The sequence below is a fragment of the Pseudomonas profundi genome (genome assembly GCF_008638305.1).
Classification (GTDB): domain Bacteria; phylum Pseudomonadota; class Gammaproteobacteria; order Pseudomonadales; family Pseudomonadaceae; genus Halopseudomonas; species Halopseudomonas profundi.
Map to the genome: position 1 here is coordinate 207242 of NZ_VTPZ01000006.1, position 16414 is coordinate 223655.

General features: G+C 57.6%; 11 protein-coding genes and 2 pseudogenes. 5 read left to right on the forward strand and 8 right to left on the reverse strand.

Annotation, left to right across the window (positions count from 1 at the left end; all coding sequences use genetic code 11):
* Positions 1-72: 72 nt before the first annotated feature.
* From FZE95_RS10370 to dctP, 3 genes are all read right to left on the reverse strand, one after another.
* Positions 73-1383: a TRAP transporter large permease gene (locus FZE95_RS10370; RefSeq protein ID WP_150300806.1), complete on the reverse strand. Its 1311-nt coding sequence runs from the start codon at positions 1381-1383 to the stop codon at positions 73-75.
* Positions 1380-1922, reverse strand: coding sequence for a TRAP transporter small permease subunit (locus FZE95_RS10375; protein ID WP_150300807.1), 543 nt, complete (start codon positions 1920-1922; stop codon positions 1380-1382). The genes FZE95_RS10370 and FZE95_RS10375 overlap by 4 nt, the downstream gene beginning before the upstream one ends.
* Before the next feature lie 78 nt (positions 1923-2000).
* Positions 2001-3041, reverse strand: coding sequence for a TRAP transporter substrate-binding protein DctP (gene dctP / locus FZE95_RS10380; protein WP_150300808.1), 1041 nt, complete (start codon positions 3039-3041; stop codon positions 2001-2003).
* Positions 3042-3583: 542 nt separating this feature from the next.
* Between dctP and FZE95_RS10385 the strand changes: the two genes are divergently transcribed.
* Entirely contained in the window at positions 3584-5248 is a 1665-nt protein-coding gene (locus FZE95_RS10385; RefSeq protein WP_150300809.1) for a long-chain fatty acid--CoA ligase, read from the forward strand.
* A gap of 58 nt (positions 5249-5306) precedes the next feature.
* Here FZE95_RS10385 and FZE95_RS10390 read toward each other — a convergent pair whose 3' ends face one another.
* From FZE95_RS10390 to FZE95_RS20185, 3 genes and pseudogenes are all read right to left on the reverse strand, one after another.
* Positions 5307-6095 (reverse strand): IclR family transcriptional regulator, encoded by a 789-nt coding sequence (locus tag FZE95_RS10390; RefSeq protein ID WP_397387126.1) that lies wholly within the window; start codon positions 6093-6095, stop codon positions 5307-5309.
* A gap of 199 nt (positions 6096-6294) precedes the next feature.
* Positions 6295-6813 (reverse strand): annotated as a pseudogene (locus FZE95_RS20180) (methyl-accepting chemotaxis protein); the annotation flags it as partial.
* 342 nt (positions 6814-7155) lie between these two features.
* A pseudogene (locus FZE95_RS20185) lies at positions 7156-7983 on the reverse strand (cache domain-containing protein); the annotation flags it as partial.
* A 237-nt stretch (positions 7984-8220) separates the two neighbouring features.
* Here FZE95_RS20185 and FZE95_RS10400 point away from each other — a divergent pair.
* The 3 genes from FZE95_RS10400 to groL all read left to right on the forward strand — a co-directional run bounded on the left by FZE95_RS10400 (position 8221) and on the right by groL (position 10868).
* Positions 8221-8670, forward strand: a complete 450-nt coding sequence (locus FZE95_RS10400) for an FxsA family protein (protein WP_150300812.1) — start codon at positions 8221-8223, stop codon at positions 8668-8670.
* Between the two features lie 204 nt (positions 8671-8874).
* The gene (locus FZE95_RS10405; RefSeq protein ID WP_150300813.1) at positions 8875-9165 is read left to right on the forward strand and encodes a co-chaperone GroES; all 291 of its coding nucleotides are present in this window, start codon (positions 8875-8877) and stop codon (positions 9163-9165) included.
* A 56-nt stretch (positions 9166-9221) separates the two neighbouring features.
* Positions 9222-10868 (forward strand): chaperonin GroEL, encoded by a 1647-nt coding sequence (gene groL, locus FZE95_RS10410; RefSeq protein WP_150300814.1) that lies wholly within the window; start codon positions 9222-9224, stop codon positions 10866-10868.
* Between the two features lie 501 nt (positions 10869-11369).
* On the opposite strand, the gene fdxA is transcribed toward groL, so the two are convergent.
* Both fdxA and mutS read right to left on the reverse strand, forming a co-directional pair.
* A complete protein-coding gene (gene fdxA, locus FZE95_RS10415; protein ID WP_150300815.1) occupies positions 11370-11693 on the reverse strand; it encodes a ferredoxin FdxA in 324 nt (107 codons plus the stop codon).
* A gap of 146 nt (positions 11694-11839) precedes the next feature.
* Positions 11840-14413, reverse strand: coding sequence for a DNA mismatch repair protein MutS (mutS, locus tag FZE95_RS10420; protein WP_150300816.1), 2574 nt, complete (start codon positions 14411-14413; stop codon positions 11840-11842).
* 419 nt (positions 14414-14832) lie between these two features.
* On the opposite strand from mutS, the gene FZE95_RS10425 reads away from it, so the two are divergent.
* Positions 14833-16389: a class I adenylate-forming enzyme family protein gene (locus FZE95_RS10425; RefSeq protein ID WP_150300817.1), complete on the forward strand. Its 1557-nt coding sequence runs from the start codon at positions 14833-14835 to the stop codon at positions 16387-16389.
* Positions 16390-16414: the final 25 nt, after the last annotated feature.

The window sequence follows — 16414 nt, forward strand, 5'->3', positions numbered from 1 at the left end:
ATAAGCGGGAGGGGAGATGTATAAGGAAAGCTGCCTGCGACCCGGATATCGGGGCGCAGGCGGGCATTAACCCTAGAACCAGAGATCCGGCAGGAAGGTCACGATCTCGGGGAAGATCATCAGGATGATCAGGCCCACTATCTGCACCAGCACGAAGGGGATAACCGAGGCGTAGATATCCTTCATGGTGATACCCGGCGGCACAATGCCCTTGAGGTAGAACAGATTGAAGCCGAAGGGCGGCGTCATGTAGCCGATTTCCATGTTGATCACGAACAGGATGCCGAACCAGATCGGGTCGAACCCGAGCGAGTCGACAATCGGCAGGAACACCGGCAGGGTGATCAGCATGATGCCGACAGGATCAAGCACCATCCCCAGCAGGAACACGATCACCATCATGGCGATGATGATGCCCCAGGGGCCGCCTGGAATCATGTGCATGAAGCTTTCTATAAGCTGATGCGCACCCATGCTCTGATAGGCCGAACTGAATGCGTGGGCCGCAAACAGAATCCACACGATCATGCCGGTCAGCTTGAAAGTACGGATCGAGGCCTCCCGGATCAGGTTCATGTTCAGCTGCCGATAAACGGCAGCTGAAATCAGCGCGCCCAGTACGCCCATCGCCGCGGCTTCGGTCGGGGTAGTCAGGCCGCCGATGATCGAGCCCATGACCATCACCACAACGAATACCGGCAAGACTACCGAGCGCACGGCTTTGAACTTGTCCGGCCAGCTTCCACGCTCGGACTCAGGCAGGGCAGGCGCCAGGTGCGGTTGCATATAACAGCGGATCAGAACGTAAAGCACAGTGACGGTGATCAGTACCAGGCCGGGCAGGATGCCGGCCGCGAACATCTTGCCCACCGAGACGCCGGAGATCAGTGCGTAGAGGATCATCATGATGCTCGGTGGGATCAATACACCCCAGCCGCCACCGGTGTTGATCACCCCCAGTACCATACGCTTGTCATAGCCGCGTTCGAGCATGGAAGGCAGGGCAATGGTGCCCATGGCAACAACCGCGGCACCGCTGATGCCGACCATGGCGGCGAAGACCGCGCAGATGCCCAGCGTACCGATCGCCAGGCCGCCGCGCATGCCACCGCACCACAGGTGCATCATGCGGTAAAGGTCCCGGGCAACGCCGGTTCGTTCGAGAATCATTGCCATGAAGACAAACAAGGGAATTGCAACCAGCGTGAAGCTGCCCATGGTGCCGTAGATCTGCGACGCCACCATGTAAAAGGAATCAATCCCCCAGGTGAAATACAGAAAGACAACGGAGACGCCGCCCAGCACGAATACCAGCGGAATGCCCATGAAAATACCGAGCAGCAGCGCACCGAAGAACAATAGAGTCAGGGCTTCAATACTCACAACTCATCTCCCGTTTCGCCTTGTTCAGGCTTGTAATAATCCAGGTTCAGTGCGATAGCGATGTCCTGCAGCAGTTTGACGATGCCCTGTAACAGAAGCAGTGTCGCGCCGACCGGAATGGCCACCTTGATTGGCCAGATGGGAGGGTTCCATGCGGAGTAGGACGTTTCCCAGCTGCTGACGGATTCCTGCGCCATTTCGTAACCGAAATACAGCAGCGCCAGGACAAAAATGAAAAAGATGATGGAGCCAATAATGTCCACAACTGCCCGTGCTCTGGGTTTGAGCTGTGAGTGAAACAGGTCGACGTTCACGTGGCCGCGGTGTGCGAGAAGATAACCGCCTGAAAGCACCGCATAGGCACCGAACAGCATCTGCGTCAGTTCATTGGTCCATACGGTGGGCGAATTGAACAGGTAGCGCAGAAAAACTTCGAGAATCAGAAACGCAAAAATCGGCAGCACCAGATAGGCAACCATTCGGCCGATTACGTCATTCAGTCTGGTAACGCCATTCATGAATGCAGTGATTGCACGCATCACACCCTCCGGGCATACCGCTATGGCTCAATTGGAAGACCCGGAGCCAGAACGGCTCCGGGCGGTATCGCTGGAAATTTACAGGTAGCCGAGTTCGCCGAGGAATTCCTTGAGCATGCTCAGGGCTTTCTTGGTGTTATCGCTACGCTCACCTTCCTTGTCCCATTGCTTCATGGCAGCCTGGGTCAGGTGGTTCTGTACTTCTTCAGGCAGAGTGTTGACCTGCACGCCCTTGTTCGCAATGGCGTTGGCCAGGGTTACGCGTTCCTGGTACTGGTATTCGTTGGTACGGAACCAGAACTGCTCTTCAAGTGCCTGTTTAACGATCTGTTGCAGGTCCTCCGGCAACTTGTCGAGTGACCGCTGGCTGACAACGAACACATCAGTGCCGGCGATATTCAGGGCAGGCTTGACGTGATGCTTGGCGACTTCATAGAGAGCCATGCTGTCCGCGCCCTGTGAAGCGCCCCAATGCGCACCATCGACAATCCCCGCGTCCAGTGCGGAGTAGAGTTCGCTGCCTGGAATATAGGATGCAGCCGCGCCTGCGTCCGTGAGGAAGGTCTGCAGCGAGCCGGAGGAGCGGATCTTCAGGCCCTTGAAATCTTCCATGCTGTTGACCGGGCGCTTGAGAACCATCTCGGTGGGATACACCTTGTCCGTGGCCCAGTACACGTTGTGCTCTGCTGCTTCGGCCCGCAGCATCTCTTCAAAGCCCAGGGCCTGGTGGAAATAGGCTGCCTCCCAGACGTTGCGGAAAGCAAAAGGCAGGCCCGAGGCGATGCCGGCCAGGCTGATTTTGTTCTGTGCGTAAGAGGGCGAGATAGTACCCATGTCGACAATGCCGCGGCTGACCGCGTTGAAGGTCTCCTGGGCGCTGAACAATGCGCCAGCTTCGAAAAGCTGCAGCTTCAGCCTGCCATCAGAGCGTTCTTCAAGAACATCTTTCAGCCGGACCAGACTGTCTTGGTAAGACGTGCTCGCGCCCGGCCAGTGAGACTGCACACGCCAGGTCGTGGATTCTGCCGCAGAGGCGACGGAGGGGGATAGAGTGGCTGAGGTGGCCAGGGCGACAGCTGCCGCAATGGTGCCCAGTTTCTTTCGCAGGTTCGTTAACATCTCGTGCCTCATTGTTGTTCTGTTATACATTTCGCTGTGCAGAACTGTAGTCTGCACAATGAGTTCGGTTTTTAAATTTAACACACGAAAGGGCGATTGCAATACTCATTGCTCACCGGATCGAGACAGCTCGATTGCGCTTCTCTGGAGGGGCATGATCGAGTATAGATCATCCTGGATTTCATGCAGGTAGCGCGCCGCCACGTTATTTGTCGTGGTAGTGAAAATAATCCATGCAGGCGGGGACCGGCTCCCGAGACCGGTAGACGAGCGAAAAAGGGCGTTCTCATACACAAATCGAAAATGACGCGACTGTTTTAGTATGCGGTACTGACTTTCGTAGCGTTGACTTCGAAACTGATCAGTTGTCCAATTGGATCCCCCGAGCGCTTGGCTGCTGAATTATCCGTTTCAATGCCCGAGTCCGAGCCTTGGTTGGCATGGCGCTTCCGCGAAAGTGACGGAAGCGCCTGCATCGCATCGTGACTATCGCTGTGCAGCCCCGGGCTGTTCGGTTTACCGTTTATCAGGACGAGAATAATATGTTTACGAGACATTATGGCGTTTGGCCGAAAAGCTTGCCCAAAACCATGACGCTGCCCCAGACCAGCCTCTTTACCAACCTCGAAATTTCCGTCCAGCGGTATCCAGACCATCCCGCGATTATCTTTTACGACACCTCAATCACCTACACCGAGCTACACCGGGATGTCGAAGCGCTGGCCGGCTGGTTGCAGGAGCGAGGCGTAAAGAAGGGTGATCGGGTGCTGCTGTACATGCAGAATTCGCCGCAGTACGTCATCAGTTACTACGCTATCTTGCGTGCCGACGCGGTGGTGATCCCGGTCAATCCGATGAATCGCCACGCCGAACTCGAACATTATATTGCCGATACCGGCGCTCAGATCTGCCTGGCCGGGCAGGAGCTGGCAGAGCATATATTGCCCCTGGTTGAACATACCGACCTTCGGCACGTAGTGGTGTCTGCCTATGGCAGCTTCCTCAAGAAGCCCACTGACCTTGAGCTACCAGCCGAAGTGACCTTGCCCGAAACACCGCTGCCCGAAGGCGGAACGCGCTGGGAAGAAGCACTCGCCGCCGGGCTCAAGCCGGGTCCGCACACTGCCGGGCCGGACGATCTTGCGTTGATTCCCTATAGCTCCGGCACCACGGGTGCCCCCAAGGGCTGCATGCACGTCCATCGTGCGGTCATGGCCACCGCAGTCCATCGCTCGTTCTGGAATCTTGCTACGGCTGACAGCGTACAGTTGTCCACTTTGCCGTTCTTTCATGTCACCGGCATGCAGGCTTCCATGAACAGCCCGATCTACACCGGTTCCACCTGCGTGATCATGACCCGCTGGAACCGCACGGTGGCGGCCAAACTGATTGAGCGTTACCGGGTAACGGGTTGGGCCAACATCGTCACCATGGCGGTGGATTTCCTTTCCAATCCCGAACTCGACCAATATGACATCTCCAGTCTGCAGAATATCGGGGGCGGCGGGGCAGCCATGCCGGAAGCCATTGCCCAGAAGCTGCATCGTCTTACCGGTCTGTCCTATATAGAAGGTTATGGTCTGTCCGAGACCATGGCGGCTACGCACATCAATCCACCTGATCATCCAAAGGCGCAGTGTCTGGGGATTCCGGTGTTTGATGTCGACTCGCGGATCATTGATCCGGATACGCTTGAAGAGAAAGGGCCCGGCGAAACCGGTGAAATCGTCAGCCACGGTCCGCAGATTACTGTTGGCTACTGGAACCGCCCTGAGGAAACCGCTGCGGCCTTTATCGAGCTGGGTGGCAAGCGATTCTTCCGCACTGGCGATCTGGCGCGTTACGACGAAGAGGGCTACTTCTTCATGGTCGACAGGATCAAGCGGATGATCAATGCTTCCGGGTTCAAGGTGTGGCCGAGCGAAGTCGAAAGCATGATGTACCAGAACCCGCTGGTGCGTGAGGTATGCATCATTTCCTCGCCACACCCCAAGCGTGGTGAAACGGTCAAGGCCTGTATCGTACTGAGCCCTGAAGCCAACCGGGCAACAGCGGAACAGGAGATTCTGGACTGGTGCAAGGCAGAGATGGCGACCTATAAGGTCCCGGAGATCATCGAGTTCATGAGCGAACTGCCCAAATCGCCTTCTGGAAAACTGATGTGGCGTGAGCTCCAGGAACAGGAGTGGCGCAAGCAGGCGTCCTGATGACTATGGGAGCCTGTCGTCGCAAGCAGGCTCCGGGACCGGAACCATCAGGCGGTCGTCAACTGGCCAGCGACTGAATATCGCTGGCCAGAATCACCAGCTGATGCGCGATCGAGTCACGAATCCTTTCCAGTGGTACGAGGTAGGAGGGCGCTGCGCACGTCAGGGCCATGGTGCTGCCGTCTGCGAGGGTGATCGGCACCCCGGCGGTATTGACGTTGCGATCCCAGTCGCCCAGTGACAGGCAGAAACCAAACTGTTGATACTCCGCAACCGCTCGTTCCAGTCCTGCACGTTTCTCGGGCCATTGCGCTTCGCCATAGCGTTCGGCTAATGCGTCCAGCAGCACTTTTCGCGGTTCATCTTCCAATGACGCGCAATAGGCACGTCCGGCTGCCGTTGTGGCCATTGGCAGCTTCAACCCGATCTCCATGCGCAGCAAGGACGACTCCGGCGGCAACCGGTTCTCCACGTAGATCATATGGAAACGGTCGCGGCAGGTAAGCCCTACGGAGGTATTGTTCAATCGGGCAAATTCGTCCATGTAGGGTTGGGCCAGTTGGCGCACGCGCAGGTTAGACACGTATGCATGGCCCAGCGCCAGAACCCCCGAGCTGAGCTGATACTTTTCCAGACGCGCGTTGTAACTCAGGTAGCCCAGGCTAGTCAGGGTAAAGGTCATGCGCGATACCGTCGCCTTGGGCAAGCCTGTAATACGCGCAATTTCCTGATTGCCGAGGGTAACTGATCCCTCATTGAACGCCCTCAACACATTCAGGCCGCGCGAAAGTGACTCTACGAAGCGACGATCTTTCGTAACGTCACTGGGGAACATCTGTTTGGACACGTCCTTATCTCCACTGTGATCTGGTCCGGCCATCAATGGCCAAGAGCCTACCCGAGAGCTTCGCGGCGTACGCCGCATTAGTCAATCAATGGAGACTTACATCACATTTATTATTGGATGCCATAGCCGGGGAGGGCTTCAGCTTGGTGAGGCAGCTCAGGGCCGGGGTGCAACCCTGAGCGGTACGAGGCGGTGGCGCTCAATGCACTCTGAACTGGGATACCAGTTGTCTGAGGTTTTCACCCAGTCGCGCGAGCTCGTTGCTGGCGTCGGACGTCTGGCTCACTCCCGTTGAGCTTTGTGCTGCGGCGTTAACGATGCTGACCACGTTGCGATTGATGTCCTCGGCGACATGGCTCTGTTGTTCGGATGCGGCGGCGACCTGAATTATCTGACCGCGAATCATCCCGACCGACTCTTCGATAGTCTGTAGCGAGCCCGCTGCTTCGTTGATCGCACTGACCGTGTGTTCGGACTGCGCCTGGGCGCTCTTCATGTGATCGGCGGCTTTCTTTGATTCATCCACGTAGCTTTCGATCATGGCGCGGATCTGCGTTGCCGACTCGCCGCTGCGGCTGGCGAGCTGTCGCACCTCGTCCGCCACCACGGCAAAACCGCGCCCCATCTCTCCGGCACGTGCCGCCTCGATTGCCGCATTGAGCGCCAGCAGGTTGGTCTGCTCGGTCACTTCACGGATAACGTTCACGACCGATTGGATTTCATCACTCTTGTCCGCCAGTGCTTCGATCATTCGGGCGCTTTCCTGCAACGTGGCAAACAGCTGCCGGACCGAATCCTGGGATGACAGGACAGTGTTGCGACCCAGACGCGATTGCTCGTCTGCAACGGACGCAGCGCTTTCGACCTCCGTGGCGTTACCGGCGATTTGAAGGACAGTCGCAGCCATCTCGTTGATTGCCGAGGCGATCTGATCGGTCTCGCTTCCCTGGAGCTCGACGGAGGCCTGGGTCTCTGTCGCGATGTGGCTCAGTTCTTCCGCAGCGGATGCCAGCTGGTCAGTGGTCTCGCCGACTTGCGTGATGGCCCGTTGAATTTTTGCGACGAAGGCGTTGAATTGACGTCCCAGCTCGCTCAGCTCGTCGTTGCCATGCGCAGGCAGACGTTGAGTCAGGTCGCCATCACCTTCGGCGATTTCCTGCATCATGCGCGTAGCACTGGCGAGCGGGCGGGTGACGGTGCGACCGATGAAGATCCCAAGCAGGATTGCAACGCCAACAATAAATAGCGTTATCCACAGGATGCGGCTGAGCGCCGCCGCGATGTTCGCTTCTATTTCCTGCTGTGCCGCGCTGACCGCCTTGTCGACGTCGGTGACGTAAATACCCGCTCCGATTACCCATTCCCATTCCGGCAGGTCGATTGAATAGGAGATCTTCGGCTCCGGCTGGTTGGTGGCCGGATTGGGCCAGACGTACTCATGGAAACCTTGTCCGCTGCGTCCGCTTGAGATCAGATTGCGCAGTAACTCCTTGCGTGCTGGCGTCGAGTCGCGCGACGGGCCTTCTGCGCTGGGCTTCGGGCGAAAGGCAAGATTGTAGGAATCGTATGTCCACGCATATATATAGTTATTCTCACCGAAACCCATGGACCGGATGATATCCCGCGCGGCCGTTTGAGCCACGCTCTTTTCCAGGTAGGGATCGGTATAGACCTCTTCGATAGCGGTTCGCGCTGCATCAACGACTTGTTTGAGCCCGGTCTTGTGGGCCGAGATGAGTTGGGTACGTAGACGCTCCACTTCGGCCGTTCCCTGCTGCTGGATCTGATTGAACGTGAGCCAGGCGCTAACCCCCGCGGTCAGCAGTACGGGGAGAAGAATTCCTATCAGCAGCCGGGAGCGTATGCTGAGATTTGAAACAAGGTCCATGAAATATCCTTACAAGACTTCGGGCGGAACGGTAGATTTGATGATGACCTGCGAGTTATCGGCAGGCTGATCCTGTTCTGAAGGCTCTATTTCAAGCGTCTTGAAGGGTTCTTCCCCTTTGCGCGTAATCTGGGTTGATGTGACCTGATGAAAGACGCTGGATTGGTCTTTGATGCAGGTTGAAGTCGTGGCTATTGAGCCCCATATAGCTTGTTTGCCATTTCATGCGAGGCTGTCATGCCGCTGATTCGAATTTTGTTGTTGCTCATTCCACTGATCGAGCTGGCCGGACTGATTTTGCTGGGTCAGGCGATCGGGGTCGGGTTTACCTTGCTCTGGGTATTGGTAAGCGGGCTACTCGGGGTTGCAGTCATTCAGCGCCAGGGTTGGGGGATGCTCCAGCGTCTGCAGATACAGATGGCCGAGAACCGCGCGCCTTTCTCCATTCTCAAGTCTGGAATGTGGGGCGTGCTGGCGGGTGTGCTGCTGGTTATCCCCGGGGTAGTGACTGATGTCCTGGCGGTGCCTGCAATAATACTCGCGCTGCGTAATCGGAACCGGCCTGGCCCGGGCGAGCCAGGCGGCCCGACGGTCTGGAAACGCGGCGAGCACCACGTCATTGAAGGTGAGTGGGAGGCCGGACGCAAGGAGCCGTCCGATCCGGATCAACGCATCGATCGCGAGTGATCCCGGACAGAAATTTTTTGCTGTCGGGGGCTTGAAAACGTTTTGCAGGGCCCCATTAAGGATTCACCAGTTTTGGCAGGCTCCCTTCATCGGGTGCATGCCCTGAACAAAGACATGCTCAGGCATGTTTGTCAGGCTGAAAAGCCTGTTTTTCTTGGGACGCCGGCATGCCGGCTTTTAAAAGCTAATTGGAGACTAAACACGATGAAAATTCGTCCGTTACACGATCGCGTCGTCGTTCGTCGCAGCGAAGAAGAAACTAAAACCGCTGGCGGTATCGTTCTGCCTGGCTCGGCCGCAGAAAAGCCAAATACCGGCGTGGTAGTCGCTGTAGGTACCGGGCGTCTGCTGGACAACGGTGAAGTGCGCGCACTGGCCGTCAAGGAAGGTGACAAGGTTGTCTTTGGTCCCTATTCCGGCAGCAGCACCATCAAGATCGACGGCGAAGACCTGCTGATCATGAGCGAATCCGAAATTTATGGTGTGCTGGACTGATCTGCGAACTGCTGACGTCCTGCATTTCTCCAACGAATATATGAAGGAAAGCGAAAATGGCTGCTAAAGAAGTTAAATTCGGAATCTCCGGCCGCAACAAGATGCTGGCCGGTGTCAACATTCTGGCTGATGCCGTCAAGGCAACTCTGGGGCCGAAGGGTCGTAACGTGCTGATCGAGCGCAGCTTCGGCGCGCCTATGATCACCAAGGACGGCGTTTCCGTCGCCAAGGAAATCGAACTGAAAGACAAGTTCGAAAACATGGGCGCCCAGCTGGTCAAGGACGTAGCGTCCCGTGCCAATGATGATGCTGGTGACGGTACTACCACTGCTACCGTGCTGGCCCAGGCTATCGTTACTGAAGGCCTGAAATCCGTCGCTGCCGGCATGAACCCGATGGACCTTAAGCGTGGTATCGACAAGGCTACCGTTGCCATCGTTGCCGAGCTGAAGAACCTGGCCAAGCCCTGTGCTGATTCCAGAGCCATCGCCCAGGTTGGTACCATCTCCGCCAACTCTGACGAGTCCATCGGCAAAATCATTGCCGATGCGATGGAAAAAGTAGGCAAGGAAGGCGTTATCACCGTTGAAGAGGGCTCCGGCCTGGACAACGAGCTGTCTGTCGTAGAAGGCATGCAGTTTGATCGCGGTTACCTGTCTCCTTACTTCGTCAACAAGCCCGAGACCATGGCTGCCGAGCTGGACAATCCGTACATCCTGCTGGTCGACAAGAAGATCTCCAACATTCGTGAAATGTTGCCGGTCCTCGAAGCTGTCGCCAAGGCTGGCCGTCCGCTGATGATCGTTGCTGAAGACGTTGAAGGTGAAGCGCTGGCTACACTGGTCGTCAACAACATGCGCGGCATCGTCAAGGTTGCTGCGGTCAAGGCACCTGGCTTCGGCGATCGTCGCAAGGCAATGCTGCAGGATATCGCTATCCTCACTGGCGGTACCGTGATCAGCGAAGAAGTTGGCCTGAACCTCGAGAACACGACTCTCGAGCATCTTGGCCAGGCCAAGCGCGTTCAGATCAACAAGGACAACTCCACCGTTATCGACGGTGCAGGCACTCAGATCGACATCGAAGCGCGTGTTTCGCAGATCCGCAAGCAGATCGACGACACCACTTCCGATTACGACCGTGAGAAGCTGCAAGAGCGTCTGGCCAAACTGGCTGGCGGTGTTGCAGTCATCAAGGTCGGTGCTGCTACCGAAGTCGAGATGAAAGAGAAGAAGCACCGCGTTGAAGACGCTCTGCACGCAACCCGTGCGGCCGTCGAAGAAGGCGTGGTACCTGGCGGTGGTGTAGCGCTGGTTCGTGCGCTGCAAGCCATTGAAGGCATGGTCGGCGCGAATGACGACCAGACTGTCGGCGTTAATCTGCTGCGTCGCGCCGTCGAAGCGCCTTTCCGTCAGATCGTCACCAATGCTGGCGACGAAGCGTCTGTCGTGCTGGACAAGGTCAAGGCCGGCTCCGGTAACTATGGTTACAACGCTGCCTCCGGTGAGTACGGCGACATGATCGAGATGGGTATCCTCGATCCGGCCAAGGTCACTCGCGCTGCGCTGCAGGCTGCTGCCTCGGTTGCCAGCCTGATGATCACTACCGAAGCCATGATTGCCGAGTTGCCGGAAGACGACAAGCCGGCAATGCCTGACATGGGTGGCATGGGCGGTATGGGTGGCATGGGCGGCATGATGTAAATCTGCTTTCCTGCTCCACAGAAACCCGGTCTGAAAAGACCGGGTTTTTTTGTATATACCGCTTCGGTTGGAAGATAATTTGTAAGTGATTACCTACGCAGCGTGTAAGCGATGATTGCCAGTTGTTGTCAGCGGGACAGTTTATCGGTTGTGTGATATTCTCTAAGATATTGATCTATAAGGATATTATTAATGGCGGGGTCAGGCGAGACCCTGTCATGACGGCTTGATTCCGTATGGTTTGGACGTATTATGTATCCATGTGTGACGGATCACGCACCCCGACAGGACGTTGGGGAAGGGATTTCCAGGAAGGTAAAGTCAGGACGACTTGGACACGGATTGCATAAATGGAATGAAGAGTGGGCGGGTTAATCCCCGCCCCTTTTTTTGCCTGCGATTTGTACTCCGGCCTGGTGAGGTGCTTCTGGATTCAGCTACTCCACACCGTGCAGGCACAAAAAAGGCCGGCGCGAGGCCAGCCTTTTCCAATCCGTACGCTTAGCGCTCCAGATACTGCAATTTGTCAGGCACGCCGTCCCACTCTTCTGCATCGGGCAGGCCGTCTTTCTTCTCGGTGATGTTCGGCCAGATTTCCGCCAGCTCTGCGTTCAGCTCGGTGTACTCCTGCTGATCGGCGGGCACTTCGTCTTCGGAGAAGATGGCGTTGGCCGGGCATTCAGGCTCGCACAGTGCACAATCGATGCACTCGTCCGGATGAATGACCAGAAAGTTCGGGCCTTCGTAAAAACAATCGACAGGGCAGACCTCAACGCAATCTGTGTATTTGCATTTGATGCAGTTGTCGGTAACAACGAAAGTCATTGTGGGTCTCCATCGAGATCGGCGAGTACGAAAGTGGCGCGTAGTTTAGCAGTTTTTTTCTGTGGGTACAGGGAGTTAGCCAACCTGTACCCATTATGCGCCGTTATCGACACGTTTAATGACAATCACTCTCATTTGGCGGCCATTCAATGCATCTGCTCTTTCCAACGGTATAGCAGCTCGAGGGCCTGGCGCGGTGTTAGCTCGTCCGGTTTTACGCTCTGCATCTGCTCTATCAGCGGATGCGGAGCGCTGGCGAACAGATCGCTCTGCATCGGCTGGTTGCCAGCATTCAAGGTATTCGCCTGCTGGTTCAGGCTCTGCCGTTCGAGATGCGCAAGATGCTGTTTGGCCCGTTCCACCACTTCCCGCGGAACGCCCGCCAGCTGCGCTACCTGCAAACCGTAGCTCTGGCTCGCGGGCCCCTCCAGCACGGTGTGCAGGAACACAATCCGCTCGTTATGCTCGGTGGCATTGAGGTGCACGTTGGCTACGCCCGGGTCAGTGTCGGCCAGGCCGGTAAGCTCGAAGTAATGCGTGGCAAACAATGTAAAGGCGCGAATCTGTGCCAGATATTCGGCCGCTGACCAGGCCAGTGACAAGCCGTCAAAGGTACTGGTCCCGCGGCCTACCTCATCCATCAACACCAGGCTGGCCTGCGTCGCATTGTGCAGAATATTGGCGGTTTCGCTCATCTCCACCATGAAGGTGGAACGGCCCCCGGCCAGGTCATCGCTGGACCCGATACGGGTGAAGATGCGGTCGACACAGGACAGCTCGACCTGCGCCGCCGGTACGTAGCTGCCGATATGGGCGAGCAGCACGATCAGAGCGGTCTGCCGCATATAGGTCGATTTACCGCCCATGTTGGGACCGGTGATCACCAGCATGCGGACGTCGTCGTTCAGGCATAACCCGTTCGCCACGAAGGGCGTTTCCAGTACCTGCTCGACCACCGGGTGGCGGCCTTGCCTGATGATCAGCTGACTTTCCTCGACAAAGCGCGGCTGGCAGAAATCCAGCGTGCCGGCGCGTTCGGCGAGATTCGCCAGAACATCGAGTTCCGCGAGGCTGGCGGCGCTGTCCTGCAAGGCGGCCAGATCCTCGTTCAGACGGTCGAGCAGCTCGTCGTAGAGTTGCTTTTCTCTTGCCAGGGCACGGCTTCGAGCTGATAACGCCTTGTCTTCAAAGGTTTTCAGTTCAGGGGTGATGAATCGCTCCGCACCTTTCAGCGTCTGGCGGCGGATGTAATCGACCGGCGCCTTATCCGATTGCCCGCGGGACAGTTCGATAAAGTAGCCATGCACGCGGTTGTAGCCGACCTTCAGGCTGGAAAGACCGGTGCGCTCGCGTTCGCGGGTTTCCAGATCGAGCAGGAATTGGCCCGCGTTTTCGCTGATGTTCTGTAAGTCGTCAAGCTCGGCATCGAAACCTGTCTTGATCACGCCGCCGTCACGAATCACCGCCGGAGGGTTATCGATGATTGCGCGTTCCAGCAGGTCCGCCAGCTCAGGGTAGGTGCGGACCTGCTCGGCCAGATGACGCACATGCGGCGTTTCGGTAGACCCGAGCGCCTCCTGCAATTGTGGTAGTACCGCCAGGGCATCGCGCAGGCGCGCCAGATCGCGGGGACGGGCTGAACGCAGGGCGACTCGCGCGAGAATGCGCTCGATATCGCCGATGCCCTTGAGTATCGGTTTAATGTCTTCGTGGAAATGCTGGTCGAGGAAGGTGGCGATACTGCTTTGCCGGGCTTCCAGTACAGCCATGTCGCGCAGGGGCCGATTCAGCCAGCGCGCCAGAAGTCTGCTGCCCATCGCGGTAGCGGTCTGGTCGAGTACATCAAGCAGGGTGTTGTCACGTCCCCCGGACAGGTTGCTGTCGATCTCGAGGTTGCGCCGGCTGGCGCTGTCGATGATCACGCTGTCTTCGAAGCGCTCACGCAGGATGCCGCGAATGTGCGGCAGGGCGGTGCGCTGGGTCTCCTTGGCGTAGCACATCAACGCACCGGCCGCACCGAGCCCGAGGGTCAGGCCGCTACAGCCGAAGCCGGCAAGGTCTTTGGTGCCGAACTGCTGCGTCAGAGACTTGAATGCGCTGTCCTGATCAAAGTCCCAGGGAGCGCGCCGGCGAACCGCGCGGCGCCGCTCTATCGGCGTATTGCTTTCCCAGTCATCCGGAATCAACAACTCGGCTGGCGCCAGACGCTCGAGCTCCCCGAGCAGCGTTTCCCAACCACGTAGCTCCATGGCGGTAAAGCGGCCGCTGTTAATGTCCAGCGTGGCCAGACCAAAGCCGCGCTCGCTGCCGACCAGTGCCGCAAGCAGGTTGTCACGACGCTCGTCCAGCAGCGCTTCGTCACTCACCGTTCCGGGCGTGAGAATACGCACTACCTGGCGTTCAACCGGACCCTTGGACGTGGCCGGGTCGCCGATCTGCTCGCAGATCACTACCGATTCACCCAGCTTGACCAGCTTGGCCAGGTAGCCTTCAGCCGCATGGAAGGGGATGCCGGCCATGGGAATCGGTTGACCGCCCGACTGGCCGCGCGCGGTCAGCGTGATATCCAGCAACCGTGCGGCTTTTTTCGCGTCGTCGTAGAACAGCTCGTAAAAATCGCCCATCCGATAGAACAGCAACTGGTCTGGATGGTGCTGCTTGATGCCGAAATACTGCGTCATCATGGGCGTGTGGCTGGCGGATTTTTCGGCGCGACTCATGCAGATCCCTGGGGTCGGTGGCGTTTGAAGGGTACGTTGGCCGGGCATAGTCTACGCAAAGCGGTCGCGGCTTTTAAGCGCAAAGTGAAGCGCTGATCCAGTTTCGGCAAGACGATGCGCCAGCCTCCATTCGGTAACAGCCGCCTGCAATGTTGCCCACGCATTATGAGTAGGCGGGTTTGCTCGGTCGGTTACTGCAAAGTTCCGTTATTCGTTTTGTGAATCATCCGATTTCAACGCTTCGATATGGTCGGTCGGCTCGCTTGACACAGATCTGGCCTCAATCGTAGCTTGATACTGACAGTTGTCAGGGAGGGACGACAGGACCGTTTCTGACCCTAAAATAATTCCAGGAAGCTGCACGTGAACAATAATAAAGCGCCGATGATGCTCGGCTGCCTGAGCTGCGGGGTATTGCCATGATCCTGACCGACTTGCCCGACCATAACCTTGAACGCTTTGGCGAATATCCCTTTCTGTATTTCAATGATCGGCCCCTGAGCAACCGTCAGCTCCTGGAAATGACCAACCGCCTGGCAGCCGGGCTCCAGGCGCAAGGCATCAAGCCGGGCGACCGCGTGATGGTGTGTATGGCGAACGCGCCCGAAGTGTTTGTCGCCTACCAGGCGATCATGCGTGCCGGCGCCATCGTGTTGCCGGTGATGCATGTACTCCATCCAAAGGAGATCGGCTTTATCGCGGAGGTGTCCGGGGCGAGCGCCATCATCACCCAGCACTCGATTCTTCCCGTTATCCAGCAAGCCGTGGCAGGTCTGGATCTCCCGCCGCTGCTCCTGGTCTCGGGGTTGGGTGAGCCAACTACCGACGCTGCTGTGCGCATGCTGGATCTGCATTCGTTGATACAGAACGGTACAGGCGCGCTTGAGCAGCCTCAGCTGCAGCCGGACGATACCGCAGTCATTCTGTTTACCTCCGGCACAACGGGGCAGCCCAAGGGCGTCATGCTCACCCACCGTAATCTCTACAGCAATGCGGCGGCTGCCGCTGCCCTCGCCGATATGGAGGATGATCCACCCGGCGTGACGTTGGGTGTACTGCCACTTGCTCATATTTATGGATTTACCTCTGCCAACACCTTGTTCCTGCGAGGGGGCGCGATGGTGATACTGCCGAAGTTTGGCGTGGCGGAGGTTTGCCAGGCCATTCAGGAACACAAGGTCCGTCGCTTCAGTGCAGTGCCTGCCATGATCCATGCGCTGGTAGCGGATCCGGTTACGGCTCAATACGATCTGTCCAGCCTGGAAATTGTGGGATCGGGCTCGGCACCCTTGCCGGTCTCACTGGTTTCAGCATTCAAGGCGCGTTTCGGTGCAGATATCTACGAGGGGTACGGTCTGTCCGAGGCGGCACCAACTGTGTCTGCGCACCGGGTCGGTGAAGTGCTTAAGCCCGGCTCGGTGGGCCGGGCTTTCCCCGGCGTTGAGTTGCGCATCATTGATGACGCGGGCCGACCGGTGCCAACCGGCGAAATTGGCGAACTGCTGGTGCGTGGCGAGAACATCACACCCGGCTATTACCGCAACGAGGCGGCAACCAGCGCGGCTATCCGGGATGGCTGGCTCCATACTGGCGATGTCGCACGTCTCGATGAAGACGGTTACCTGTACATCGTTGATCGTCAGAAAGACCTGATTCTGCGCGGCGGTTTCAACATTTATCCCCGGGATCTCGAAGAACTGATCTCCACGCATCCGGCCGTTGCGGAGGTGGCCGTGGTGGGCGTTCCCTCCGAACGCATGGGGGAGGAGGTGATTGCCGTGGTGGTTCAGGCTCCACACGCCTCGGCAAGCGAATCCGAACTGTTGACCTATTGCCAGGAGCATCTGGCGAAGTACAAGACGCCGCGCGCTGTCATTTTTCTCAGCGCGCTGCCACGTAATGGTGTTGGGAAGGTCCTCAAGAAAACCCTGCGCGAGCAGGTTGCAGGATTGGTCGCTGGGCAGGCCTTGGTCTAAGCCAGGCTCTCGACAGCGTTGCACC